This is a genomic window from Kosakonia sp. SMBL-WEM22 (genome assembly GCF_014490785.1).
Classification (GTDB): domain Bacteria; phylum Pseudomonadota; class Gammaproteobacteria; order Enterobacterales; family Enterobacteriaceae; genus Kosakonia.
On the sequence record NZ_CP051488.1, the window covers coordinates 4,982,685 to 4,995,573 of the forward strand.

The 12,889-nt window shown below is 55.0% G+C and carries 7 protein-coding genes, 1 tRNA gene and 2 rRNA genes; 2 read left to right on the top strand and 8 right to left on the bottom strand.

From position 1 onward, the window contains the following. Window positions 1–96: 96 nt before the first annotated feature. The 3 genes from HF650_RS24040 to HF650_RS24050 all read right to left on the bottom strand — a co-directional run bounded on the left by HF650_RS24040 (window position 97) and on the right by HF650_RS24050 (window position 4,904). Window positions 97–3,002, bottom strand: a 23S ribosomal RNA gene (locus tag HF650_RS24040). Window positions 3,003–3,202: 200 nt separating this feature from the next. Continuing rightward, window positions 3,203–3,278 (bottom strand) — tRNA-Glu (locus HF650_RS24045). Window positions 3,279–3,362: 84 nt separating this feature from the next. Further along, window positions 3,363–4,904 (bottom strand): 16S ribosomal RNA (locus tag HF650_RS24050). The 16S and 23S rRNA genes sit together here with 1 tRNA gene alongside, the layout of an rRNA operon. A gap of 454 nt (window positions 4,905–5,358) precedes the next feature. Here HF650_RS24050 and HF650_RS24055 point away from each other — a divergent pair. Together HF650_RS24055 and mdtD are read left to right on the top strand one after the other, a co-directional pair. Then, complete coding sequence (locus tag HF650_RS24055) at window positions 5,359–6,048, top strand: FadR/GntR family transcriptional regulator (protein ID WP_187800648.1); 690 nt, start codon at window positions 5,359–5,361, stop codon at window positions 6,046–6,048. Between the two features lie 10 nt (window positions 6,049–6,058). After that, window positions 6,059–7,462: a multidrug transporter subunit MdtD gene (gene mdtD / locus HF650_RS24060; protein ID WP_187800649.1), complete on the top strand. Its 1,404-nt coding sequence runs from the start codon at window positions 6,059–6,061 to the stop codon at window positions 7,460–7,462. Here the strand turns inward: mdtD and rbsR are convergent. The 5 genes from rbsR to rbsA form a co-directional block, all read right to left on the bottom strand. Continuing rightward, window positions 7,454–8,446, bottom strand: coding sequence for a ribose operon transcriptional repressor RbsR (gene rbsR / locus HF650_RS24065; protein ID WP_187800650.1), 993 nt, complete (start codon window positions 8,444–8,446; stop codon window positions 7,454–7,456). The genes mdtD and rbsR overlap by 9 nt on opposite strands. 3 nt (window positions 8,447–8,449) lie before the next feature. Continuing rightward, the gene (gene rbsK / locus HF650_RS24070) at window positions 8,450–9,379 is read right to left on the bottom strand and encodes a ribokinase (RefSeq protein WP_187802806.1); all 930 of its coding nucleotides are present in this window, start codon (window positions 9,377–9,379) and stop codon (window positions 8,450–8,452) included. A 111-nt stretch (window positions 9,380–9,490) separates the two neighbouring features. Continuing rightward, entirely contained in the window at window positions 9,491–10,381 is an 891-nt protein-coding gene (gene rbsB, locus HF650_RS24075) for a ribose ABC transporter substrate-binding protein RbsB (protein ID WP_187800651.1), read from the bottom strand. 26 nt (window positions 10,382–10,407) lie between these two features. Continuing rightward, window positions 10,408–11,373, bottom strand: coding sequence for a ribose ABC transporter permease (rbsC, locus tag HF650_RS24080; protein WP_042711909.1), 966 nt, complete (start codon window positions 11,371–11,373; stop codon window positions 10,408–10,410). 5 nt (window positions 11,374–11,378) lie between these two features. Then, entirely contained in the window at window positions 11,379–12,884 is a 1,506-nt protein-coding gene (gene rbsA / locus HF650_RS24085; protein ID WP_187800652.1) for a ribose ABC transporter ATP-binding protein RbsA, read from the bottom strand. Window positions 12,885–12,889 lie beyond the last annotated feature (5 nt).

The window sequence follows — 12,889 nt, forward strand, 5'->3', positions numbered from 1 at the left end:
TTGCCGCCTTGCTGCTGCGTAAAATCCTTCGGACTTAACATCTAATCTGGTATCAGCTGAAAATCTTCTCTCACGCCAAAACATCTTCGGCGTTGTAAGGTTAAGCCTCACGGTTCATTAGTACCGGTTAGCTCAACGCATCGCTGCGCTTACACACCCGGCCTATCAACGTCGTCGTCTTCAACGTTCCTTCAGGAGACTTAAAGTCTCAGGGAGAACTCATCTCGGGGCAAGTTTCGTGCTTAGATGCTTTCAGCACTTATCTCTTCCGCATTTAGCTACCGGGCAGTGCCATTGGCATGACAACCCGAACACCAGTGATGCGTCCACTCCGGTCCTCTCGTACTAGGAGCAGCCCCCCTCAATTCTCCAGCGCCCACGGCAGATAGGGACCGAACTGTCTCACGACGTTCTAAACCCAGCTCGCGTACCACTTTAAATGGCGAACAGCCATACCCTTGGGACCTACTTCAGCCCCAGGATGTGATGAGCCGACATCGAGGTGCCAAACACCGCCGTCGATATGAACTCTTGGGCGGTATCAGCCTGTTATCCCCGGAGTACCTTTTATCCGTTGAGCGATGGCCCTTCCATTCAGAACCACCGGATCACTATGACCTGCTTTCGCACCTGCTCGCGCCGTCACGCTCGCAGTCAAGCCAGCTTATGCCATTGCACTAACCTCCTGATGTCCGACCAGGATTAGCTGACCTTCGTGCTCCTCCGTTACGCTTTAGGAGGAGACCGCCCCAGTCAAACTACCCACCAGACACTGTCCGCAACCCGGATCACGGGTCCACGTTAGAACATCAAACATTAAAGGGTGGTATTTCAAGGTTGGCTCCACGCAGACTGGCGTCCACGCTTCAAAGCCTCCCACCTATCCTACACATCAAGGCTCAATGTTCAGTGTCAAGCTATAGTAAAGGTTCACGGGGTCTTTCCGTCTTGCCGCGGGTACACTGCATCTTCACAGCGAGTTCAATTTCACTGAGTCTCGGGTGGAGACAGCCTGGCCATCATTACGCCATTCGTGCAGGTCGGAACTTACCCGACAAGGAATTTCGCTACCTTAGGACCGTTATAGTTACGGCCGCCGTTTACCGGGGCTTCGATCAAGAGCTTCACCTTGCGGTTGACCCCATCAATTAACCTTCCGGCACCGGGCAGGCGTCACACCGTATACGTCCACTTTCGTGTTTGCACAGTGCTGTGTTTTTAATAAACAGTTGCAGCCAGCTGGTATCTTCGACTGGTTTCAGCTCCGTGAGCAAGTCACTTCACCTACGCACCAGCGTGCCTTCTCCCGAAGTTACGGCACCATTTTGCCTAGTTCCTTCACCCGAGTTCTCTCAAGCGCCTTGGTATTCTCTACCTGACCACCTGTGTCGGTTTGGGGTACGATTTCGTGTTACCTGATGCTTAGAGGCTTTTCCTGGAAGCAGGGCATTTGTCACTTCAGCACCGTAGTGCCTCGTCATCACGCCTCAGTGTTAGAGTGAACCGGATTTACCTGGAACACACACCTACACGCTTAAACCGGGACAACCGTCGCCCGGCCGACATAGCCTTCTCCGTCCCCCCTTCGCAGTAACACCAAGTACAGGAATATTAACCTGTTTCCCATCGACTACGCCTTTCGGCCTCGCCTTAGGGGTCGACTCACCCTGCCCCGATTAACGTTGGACAGGAACCCTTGGTCTTCCGGCGAGCGGGCTTTTCACCCGCTTTATCGTTACTTATGTCAGCATTCGCACTTCTGATACCTCCAGCATGCCTCACAGCACACCTTCGCAGGCTTACAGAACGCTCCCCTACCCAACAACACATAGTGTCGCTGCCGCAGCTTCGGTGCATGGTTTAGCCCCGTTACATCTTCCGCGCAGGCCGACTCGACCAGTGAGCTATTACGCTTTCTTTAAATGATGGCTGCTTCTAAGCCAACATCCTGGCTGTCTGGGCCTTCCCACATCGTTTCCCACTTAACCATGACTTTGGGACCTTAGCTGGCGGTCTGGGTTGTTTCCCTCTTCACGACGGACGTTAGCACCCGCCGTGTGTCTCCCGTGATAACATTCTCCGGTATTCGTAGTTTGCATCGGGTTGGTAAGCCGGGATGGCCCCCTAGCCGAAACAGTGCTCTACCCCCGGAGATGAATTCACGAGGCGCTACCTAAATAGCTTTCGGGGAGAACCAGCTATCTCCCGGTTTGATTGGCCTTTCACCCCCAGCCACAGGTCATCCGCTAATTTTTCAACATTAGTCGGTTCGGTCCTCCAGTTAGTGTTACCCAACCTTCAACCTGCCCATGGCTAGATCACCGGGTTTCGGGTCTATACCCTGCAACTTAACGCCCAGTTAAGACTCGGTTTCCCTTCGGCTCCCCTATACGGTTAACCTTGCTACAGAATATAAGTCGCTGACCCATTATACAAAAGGTACGCAGTCACCCCATAAAGAGGCTCCCACTGCTTGTACGTACACGGTTTCAGGTTCTTTTTCACTCCCCTCGCCGGGGTTCTTTTCGCCTTTCCCTCACGGTACTGGTTCACTATCGGTCAGTCAGGAGTATTTAGCCTTGGAGGATGGTCCCCCCATATTCAGACAGGATACCACGTGTCCCGCCCTACTCATCGAGCTCACAGCCAGAGTGCTTTTGTGTACGGGGCTGTCACCCTGTATCGCGCGACTTTCCAGACGCTTCCACTAACACTCAGGCTGATTCAGGCTCTGGGCTGTTCCCCGTTCGCTCGCCGCTACTGGGGGAATCTCGGTTGATTTCTTTTCCTCGGGGTACTTAGATGTTTCAGTTCCCCCGGTTCGCCTCGTTAACCTATGTATTCAGTTAACGATAGTGCAACGGATTGCACTGGGTTTCCCCATTCGGACATCGCCGGCTGTAACGGTTCATATCACCTTACCGGCGCTTTTCGCAGATTAGCACGTCCTTCATCGCCTCTGACTGCCAGGGCATCCACCGTGTACGCTTAGTCGCTTAACCTCACAACCCGAAGATGTTTCGAGAACACCTTAAGTTGCGAAAATTTGAGAGACTCACGAACAATTCGCATTGTTCAGTGTTTCAATTTTCAGCTTGATCCAGATTTTTAAAGAGCAAATATCTCAGACATGACTCGCTGTTCACACAGGAATCAGGTTTGAGATACATCGGCAGGTGACTTTCACTCACAGACCAGCAAGTGGCGTCCCCTAGGGGATTCGAACCCCTGTTACCGCCGTGAAAGGGCGGTGTCCTGGGCCTCTAGACGAAGGGGACACAAAGTCTCACTCGCAAGACGCCTTGCTATTTACTTTTCATCAGACAATCTGTGTGAGCACTACAGGGAAAGGTTCTTTAAGGTAAGGAGGTGATCCAACCGCAGGTTCCCCTACGGTTACCTTGTTACGACTTCACCCCAGTCATGAATCACAAAGTGGTAAGCGCCCTCCCGAAGGTTAAGCTACCTACTTCTTTTGCAACCCACTCCCATGGTGTGACGGGCGGTGTGTACAAGGCCCGGGAACGTATTCACCGTGACATTCTGATTCACGATTACTAGCGATTCCGACTTCATGGAGTCGAGTTGCAGACTCCAATCCGGACTACGACGCACTTTATGAGGTCCGCTTGCTCTCGCGAGGTCGCTTCTCTTTGTATGCGCCATTGTAGCACGTGTGTAGCCCTGGTCGTAAGGGCCATGATGACTTGACGTCATCCCCACCTTCCTCCAGTTTATCACTGGCAGTCTCCTTTGAGTTCCCGGCCTAACCGCTGGCAACAAAGGATAAGGGTTGCGCTCGTTGCGGGACTTAACCCAACATTTCACAACACGAGCTGACGACAGCCATGCAGCACCTGTCTCACAGTTCCCGAAGGCACCAATCCATCTCTGGAAAGTTCTGTGGATGTCAAGACCAGGTAAGGTTCTTCGCGTTGCATCGAATTAAACCACATGCTCCACCGCTTGTGCGGGCCCCCGTCAATTCATTTGAGTTTTAACCTTGCGGCCGTACTCCCCAGGCGGTCGACTTAACGCGTTAGCTCCGGAAGCCACGCCTCAAGGGCACAACCTCCAAGTCGACATCGTTTACGGCGTGGACTACCAGGGTATCTAATCCTGTTTGCTCCCCACGCTTTCGCACCTGAGCGTCAGTCTTCGTCCAGGGGGCCGCCTTCGCCACCGGTATTCCTCCAGATCTCTACGCATTTCACCGCTACACCTGGAATTCTACCCCCCTCTACGAGACTCAAGCCTGCCAGTTTCGGATGCAGTTCCCAGGTTGAGCCCGGGGATTTCACATCCGACTTGACAGACCGCCTGCGTGCGCTTTACGCCCAGTAATTCCGATTAACGCTTGCACCCTCCGTATTACCGCGGCTGCTGGCACGGAGTTAGCCGGTGCTTCTTCTGCGGGTAACGTCAATCGACGCGGTTATTAACCGCATCGCCTTCCTCCCCGCTGAAAGTACTTTACAACCCGAAGGCCTTCTTCATACACGCGGCATGGCTGCATCAGGCTTGCGCCCATTGTGCAATATTCCCCACTGCTGCCTCCCGTAGGAGTCTGGACCGTGTCTCAGTTCCAGTGTGGCTGGTCATCCTCTCAGACCAGCTAGGGATCGTCGCCTAGGTGAGCCGTTACCCCACCTACTAGCTAATCCCATCTGGGCACATCTGATGGCAAGAGGCCCGAAGGTCCCCCTCTTTGGTCTTGCGACGTTATGCGGTATTAGCTACCGTTTCCAGTAGTTATCCCCCTCCATCAGGCAGTTTCCCAGACATTACTCACCCGTCCGCCACTCGTCAGCAAAGCAGCAAGCTGCTTCCTGTTACCGTTCGACTTGCATGTGTTAGGCCTGCCGCCAGCGTTCAATCTGAGCCATGATCAAACTCTTCAATTTAAAGTTTGATGCTCATCGAATTAAACCGTAATGAATTACGTGTTCACCCGTGAGACTTGGTATTCATTTAGTGTCCGAGGACATTAAGAATCCATGTCACCTGAGTGCCCACACAGATTGTCTGATAAATTGTTAAAGAGCAGTGCCGCTTCGCTTTTCGCTGCGGCGCGGGGTGTGCATATTACGCTTTCCCGCTGTGAAGTCAACTGATTATTTTCAGATTTCTTCACCTGACAGACCGGTGTGTTTGCCGTTGTGCCGTGTCAGTGGAGGCGCATTATAGGCAGTTAATTCCTGCTGACAACCCCTAATTTGAAAAAACTTTTCAACCGTGTTTTTTTTCAACAAAGTGCGGTTAAAAGCGGCATAAATAGCGGGTTTTGCTGTTTTTACCACCACTTGTAGATATCGAATGGCATACTACCGAATGAAATAAAGAAGAAGGAAGTGAGAAATGCCTTTAAACGCACAGCAGCTTGCCGCACAGAAAAACATCTCCTGGGTCTTAGCCGAGAAACTGGCGCAGCAGATCCTCAGAGGAGAGTATGTGCCGGGAACCATCTTGCCCGGCGAGATGGAGCTCGGCGAGAAGTTTGGCGTAAGCCGTACCGCAGTGAGAGAGGCAATAAAGACATTAACCGCGAAGGGCATGGTCTTACCCCGCCCGCGCATCGGCACACGCGTGATGCCGAAGGGGAACTGGAACTTCCTTGATACCGAGCTTCTCTCATGGTGGATGAGCGAAGACAACTTCCAGGAAGTGATCCAACACTTTCTCGTTATGCGCGCCAGCCTCGAGCCGCAGGCCTGTCTCCTGGCCGCCACACTGGCAAGCGCCGAGCAAAAGGCTTATCTCAATACATTAATGGAAGAGATGGTGTGCCTGAAAAAGACGTTCAACCGTGAACGCTGGATAGAGGTGGACATGGCGTGGCATGAGCATATCTACACCATGAGCGGTAATCCTTTCCTTATCTCTTTCGCCACACTTTTCCACTCGGTTTACCATACTTACTTCACCTCTATTACTGAGAACGAAGTGATTAAGCTGGATCTTCACCAGGCTATCGTCGACGCGATTCAGGAAAGCGACGGTGAGAGTGCGTGTCAGGCGTGCCAGAGATTGTTGAATTCGCCTAATTAAAGGAATGAGTATGACAAAGAAGAAAGGGCGCAGTATGGCCGGGCTGCCGTGGATCGCCGCGATGGCCTTTTTTATGCAGGCGCTCGACGCCACCATCCTTAACACCGCCCTACCCGCCATTGCGCAAAGTCTTAACCGTTCACCGCTGGCGATGCAGTCCGCCATTATCAGTTACACCCTGACCGTTGCTATGCTTATTCCGGTCAGCGGCTGGCTGGCCGACCGCTTCGGCACGCGACGCATCTTTATGTTAGCCGTCAGCCTTTTCACCCTCGGCTCGCTGGCCTGCGCCCTCTCCAACTCTCTGGCCATGCTGGTTGTCTTCCGCGTGATTCAGGGGATTGGCGGGGCGATGATGATGCCGGTGGCGCGCCTTGCCCTGCTGCGCGCCTATCCGCGCAGTGAATTGCTGCCGGTACTTAACTTTGTCACCATGCCGGGGCTGGTCGGGCCGATTCTTGGGCCGGTGATGGGCGGCGTGCTGGTTACCTGGGCAAGCTGGCACTGGATCTTTCTAATTAATATTCCCATTGGTGTCGCCGGGTTGCTCTATGCGCGTAAATATATGCCGAACTTCACCACGCCGCGCCGCAGTTTTGATATGTGGGGCTTCCTGCTGTTCGGCTTAAGCCTGGTGCTCTTCTCAAGCGGCATGGAACTGTTCGGCGAGAAAGTGGTTGAAACCTGGCTTGCCCTAAGCATTATCTTCAGCGGCATTGCCCTATTGCTGCTCTATATTCGCCACGCCCGCCGCCACCCGACGCCGCTTATCTCGCTCAATCTCTTCAAGACGCGCACCTTCTCCGTCGGCATCGCCGGGAATATCGCTTCGCGCCTCGGCACCGGCTGCGTTCCTTTCTTAATGCCACTGATGTTGCAGGTTGGCTTTGGCTATCCGGCGCTGATCGCTGGTTGCATGATGGCCCCCACGGCTCTGGGCTCCATTCTGGCGAAATCGACCGTCACGCAGATCCTGCGCTGGTTTGGCTATCGCAAAACACTGGTTGGCGTCACGCTCTTTATTGGTGTGATGATTGCGCAGTTCGCCCTGCAAACCCAGGCGATGGCAATCTGGATGCTGGTGCTGCCGCTGTTCATATTAGGGATGGCGATGTCGACGCAGTTTACCGCCATGAATACCATCTCCCTTGCCGACTTAACGGATGAAAACGCCAGCAGCGGCAATAGCGTGCTTGCGGTAACGCAGCAGCTGTCGATAAGCCTCGGTGTGGCGGTGAGCGCAGCGGTGCTGCGTTTTTATGAAGGGTTCGATGGCACCAATACCGTTGAACAGTTCCACTACACCTTTATGACGATGGGCGCAGTAACGGTAGTCTCCGCGTTAACCTTTATGCTGTTGAAGGCGAAAGATGGCCGCAACCTGATCAAGGAGCGCCACAAAAAATCAGGCTGAACCGCGCTCCATTAAGACAGGCGTCAGCTGTAGGCGCTGTTGCTGCAGGCTCGGGTCGGCAATACGGTGGATCAGCACATCAATCGCCAGCTCACCCAGTTCATCCTTTGGCTGATGGATAGTGGTGAGCGGCGGCGTCATATAGCGCGCCAGCTCAATATCGTCGTATCCGACAATCGCCATATCCTGCGGGATCGACAGCCCCGCCTGGTAGAGCGCCTGATAAGCGCCGACCGCCATCGCATCATTGCCGATAAATACCGCCTGCGGGCGCTCATCCATCGCCAGCAGACGCTGCATCGCCGTCAGGCCACCGCCAAACTCGAAATCACTCTCGATCTCGTCGCCGTCGCGAATCGTTAACCCGGCGCGCGCCATCGCCTCACGATACCCCTCCAGCCGCAGCCGGGAAGGCGTTTTATCCAGCGGGCCGGTAATACAGGCGATACGCGTCATCCCTTTATGGATGAGATACTCCGTCGCCATCATGCCGCCCAACAGCGAGTTATCTTGGATCAGATCGCTGTCGCCATCGAACGGTGCCCAATCCATCATCACGGTGGGAATCGAAGGGTAACGGCTCATGATGACTTGCGAAGGCTGATGCGTTTCGGTACAGAGCAGAAGCAGGCCGTCGACGCGCTTTTGCATCAGCGTTTCCAGATTGCGGTTCATCCGCTGTTCGTCGCCTTCGGTGTTGCATAACACCAGGCTATAACCCCGCTCAAAGCAGCTGCGCTCTACCCCGCGCACCAGCTCAGAGTAAAAAGGGTTGGTACTGGCAGTGATCAGCATCCCGATCGTGCGTGTCTGCTTAAGCTTCAGGCTGCGTGCCACCGCGGAAGGCGCATAGTTCAGTGAGGCGATCGCAGCATCCACCTTCTCGCGAATTGCGTCACTGACAAAACGATCATTATTAATGACGTGGGAGACGGTAGAGGTAGAAACGCCCGCCAGGCGGGCAACATCCTTCATGGTGGCCACGCGTCACCCCTGCTGAGCGAGAAAATCATCAATCTCATTACGCCAAGGAACCGAAGGCTGCGCGCCTTTGCGCGTCACGGCGATAGCCGCCGCCGCATGGGCAAAGCGGATCGCCTCATCCAGCGGCTTCTCTTCCAGCAGCGCGGTCATCAGCGCACCGTTAAAGGTGTCGCCCGCAGCGATAGTATCAATGGCTTTTACCTTGAAACCCGGTACCCGCTTGCCTTCGCCGTTTACACTGGCCCATACACCGCGGCTGCCGAGAGTAATGATGACCGTCCGGATGCCTTTATCATGCAGGACCCGTGCGGCACGCGCCGCATCTTCATCACTGGAAACCGCGATGCCGGTGAGTTTTTCCGCTTCGGTCTCATTAGGGGTAATGATGTCCACCAGCGCCAGTAGCTCATCAGAGAGTTGCCGTGCCGGAGCAGGGTTTAGCGCGACCGTAGTCTGGTTTTGCTGTGCAATACGGGCGGCCGACAGCACGCTCTCAACCGGTGACTCCAGCTGCATTAACAGCGCCGACGCCTCGGCAATTAACGTCTGCTGTTCAGCCACGCGTTCGGTGGTGAGCGCCGCATTCGCACCGGCATGAATACCGATGACATTCTCCCCTTCGCCGTTAACGAAAATCAGCGCTACGCCGGTCGACTCACCCGCAACCACGCTCACAGGCGCCACATCAATATTGTCGCTGGCGAGCTGCTTACGCACACGCGCACCGGTATCGTCATCGCCGGTGCAGGCAATAAACGCGATATCCGCGCCGCTGCGTCCGGCCGCGACGGCCTGATTGGCCCCTTTGCCGCCGAATGCCACCTGGTAGTGATTGCCGGTTACGGTTTCGCCGGGAGTCGGGAAAGATTCAAGGTTAAGAATGTGATCGGCATTGATACTGCCAAGAACGACGAGTTTGCCTGCGGTTTTCATGATGAGCGTGTCCATAAAGTGCGCCACCGCGAACGGTGGCGCGTGCCATGCTTTTCTTTTATTACCTTGTCCCTCAGGCTGACAGAACGTACATCGAGCCTGAACGTTCTGTTACTGCTTGATGACCAGTTTCAGGTCAACCGGATTTTTAGCGTAAACTTTTTCGCCTTTCAACACTTTGTCTGCGGTATCAACGCCTTTCGCGCCAATCTGCTCCGGCAACTGGGCAACAGTAGCGGCCAGTTTGCCGTCGTTAACCGCTTTTTCGCCGTCCGGCGTACCGTCAAAACCGACCACTATCACGTCGCTTTTGCCCGCAGTCTGCAGCGCGCGCAACGCGCCGAGTGCCATCTCATCGTTCTGGGCGAAGACTGCCTGCACGTCCGGATGGGCGGTCAGCAGGTTCTGCATCACGTTCAGACCTTTGGTGCGGTCGAAGTCAGCCGGCTGGCTGGCGAGGACGTTGAATTTGTGCGCTGCGACTGCCTGCTGGAAACCTTCACCACGCTCACGCGCGGCAGACGTCCCGGCAATGCCCTGCAGTTCGATCACTTTCGCGCCTTCGCCCGCTTTCTTGGCGATGTAGTCACCGGCGATTTTACCGCCGAGCACGTTATCAGAAGCGATATGGCTTACCACTTCACCGCTGCTGGCAACGCGGTCGAGCGTGATCACCGGGATTTTGGCCTGGTTAGCCATCTTAATGGCGTTACCCACCGCATCGGAATCGGTCGGGTTGATCAGCAGAAGCTTGGTGCCGCGAACGGTTAAATCCTGGACGTTGGCCAGCTCTTTTGCCGGGTTGTTCTGCGAGTCCAGCACGACCAGGTCATAACCCAGCTTGTCGGCCTCTTTCTGCGCGCCATCCTTCAGCGAGACGAAGAAGGGGTTATTCAGGGTGGAGATCACCAGAGCAATAGAGTCTTTCGCCATCGCGTTCGCACTTACCGTGGCGCTCAGGGCAACAGCAGAAACCAGAGTGGCCAGTTTTTTCATGTTCATGTTCATGAGTCCTGTTGTGTAGGGAATTACTGCTTTTTGTTGTCTACCAGCACCGCCAGCAGAATCACTACTGCTTTAACGATCATCTGGTAATAGGAAGAAACGCTCAACAAATTCAGGCCATTATTAAGGAAGCCAAGAATCAATGCGCCGATCAATGTCCCAACAATCCGACCTTTCCCGCCGGCAAGGCTGGTACCGCCCAGTACTACTGCGGCAATCGCATCCAGCTCATAACCCGCGCCCGCGGTTGGCTGCGCTGAGGAGAGACGCGCAACTTCAATAATGCCCGCCAGCGAGGCCAGCAGGCCGCTCAGGGAGTAGACGATAATTTTGACTTTATCGACGCTAATACCGGAGAGGCGCGTCGCCGCTTCGTTACCGCCCAGCGCATAGATGTAGCGCCCCAGACGGGTATGATGTAACAGATACCAGGCGGCAATAAAGACCACGGCCATGATCCATACCGGCGTTGGCACACCGAGCGGGCGACCGATACCGAACCAGCCAAAAATATCGGCGTTAGCGGTGAAGCCGGTATTCGCGGGGCTGCCGTTGGTGTAAACCAGCGTCACGCCGCGCAGCAGCAGCATCATCACCAGCGTGGCAATAAACGCCTGAACGCGGCCTTTAGCGACGATGGTGCCGGTCACAGCACCGACCGCCGCGCCCAGCGCCAGCGCACCCGCCACCGCCACCAGCGCATTCACCTCCATACCCACCAGCGAGGCGGCAACCGCGCCGGTGAGCGCCAGCAGAGAACCGACGGACAGATCGATTCCCGAGGTCAGGATCACCAGCGTCATGCCCACCGCCATAATGGCGTTCACGGAGGTCTGCTGGAGAATATTCAACAGGTTATTGACGGTAAAAAAGTTGGGACTCATGGTCGAAACGATGGCGATCAGCACCAGCAGGGCAATCAGCGATTTTTGTTCCATCAGCCACGCTTTGCTGAAATAGCGGCGACCAGAAACGGCCTGGGTAGTCATCTCTCTTACTCCTGATTCACACGATTAAGCTTGCCCACAGCGGCAGCCATCAACACTTCCTGAGTGGCCTGCTCGCGCGTGAATTCCCCGCCGAGATGCCCTTCATGCATCACCATGATCCGATCGCTCATACCTAACACTTCCGGCATTTCCGACGAAACAAGAATGATGCTCAGGCCATCGGCCTTGAACTGGTTAATAAGTTGATAAATCTCTTTCTTCGCTCCGACATCCACGCCGCGCGTCGGCTCATCGAGGATTAGCACTTTCGGGCGAGTCATCAGACCGCGCGCAATCGCCACTTTTTGTTGATTACCGCCGGAGAGCAGACCAATCTGCTGCTCCATTGATGGCGTTTTAACATTGAACAGACGAATAAAATCACTTACCGCCTGCTGCTCTTCTTTATGCTTCAGGTTGCCGCCCGTGCGGCTGAAGTAGCGCAGCGCAGTCAAAGACATGTTCTCTTTTACCGACATGCCGAGCACCAGCCCGTCGCGTTTGCGGTCTTCGGAGATGTAGACAATGCCGTTCGCCAGCCCATCCTGCGGCGTTTTGGTGATCACTTCATGACCGTCGAGGGTGACATAGCCGCTGGTGCGCGGCAGTGCGCCATATAGCACTTTCATCAGCTCGGTACGCCCGGCCCCCATCAGCCCGGCAACGCCGAGGATCTCGCCTTTGCGCAGCGTAAAGCTGACGTTATCAACCCCCGGCCCGCAGAGATTATCGACCTTCAAACGAACTTCGCCCGGCGCTTTGTCCAGACGCGGATATTGATCTTCCAGTTTGCGGCCGACCATCATCTCAATCAGCGTATCTTCCGTCAGCGTCGCGACCTCGCGCTCGGCAATAAACTGCCCGTCGCGAAACACGGTAACGTCATCGCAAATCTCGAAGATCTCCTTCATGCGGTGGGAGATATAGACGATGCCGCGCCCCTGCGCTTTCAGTTCGCGGATCACGCGAAACAGTGACTCGGTTTCAGTATCGGTCAGCGCATCGGTCGGCTCATCCATAATGATGACCTGCGACTCATAGCTCATCACTTTGGCGATTTCGACCATCTGCTGATCGCCGATGGAGAGCTCACCTACCGTGCGATCGCTTTTAAAGCGCAGATTGAGTTTGGCCAGCAGCGTGTTGGCTTCGGCGAACATCTTTTTCCAGTCGATTTTGCCGAAGCGGTTAACAAACTCGCGGCCAAGAAAGATGTTCTCGGCAATGGTGAGCTGCGGAATCAGGTTCAGCTCCTGGTGAATAATGCCGATGCCCGCTTCCTGAGAGGATTTTGGCCCGCTGAAGGTGGTCTCTTTGCCCAACCAGAGCAGCGAACCGGCGTCGCGGCTGTAGATGCCGGTCAGCACTTTCATCATTGTCGACTTTCCGGCGCCATTTTCACCGACCAGCGCCATCACGCGGCCGGAATAGACGTTTAGCGCCGCGCCGGAGAGGGCTTTGACGCCGGGAAAGGATTTATCAATGCCTTTAAGTTGCAGTAATGCGTCCATGATCG

Excerpts from the sequence above, each read along its gene's own strand:
- mdtD (WP_187800649.1), top strand. The coding sequence starts at position 6,059 with ATGACAAAGAAGAAAGGGCGCAGTATGGCCGGGCTGCCGTGGATCGCC.
- rbsB (WP_187800651.1), bottom strand. The coding sequence starts at position 10,381 with ATGAACATGAAAAAACTGGCCACTCTGGTTTCTGCTGTTGCCCTGAGC.
- rbsC (WP_042711909.1), bottom strand. The coding sequence starts at position 11,373 with ATGACTACCCAGGCCGTTTCTGGTCGCCGCTATTTCAGCAAAGCGTGG.
- rbsA (WP_187800652.1), bottom strand. The coding sequence starts at position 12,884 with ATGGACGCATTACTGCAACTTAAAGGCATTGATAAATCCTTTCCCGGC.
- HF650_RS24055 (WP_187800648.1), top strand. The coding sequence starts at position 5,359 with ATGCCTTTAAACGCACAGCAGCTTGCCGCACAGAAAAACATCTCCTGG.
- rbsK (WP_187802806.1), bottom strand. The coding sequence starts at position 9,379 with ATGAAAACCGCAGGCAAACTCGTCGTTCTTGGCAGTATCAATGCCGAT.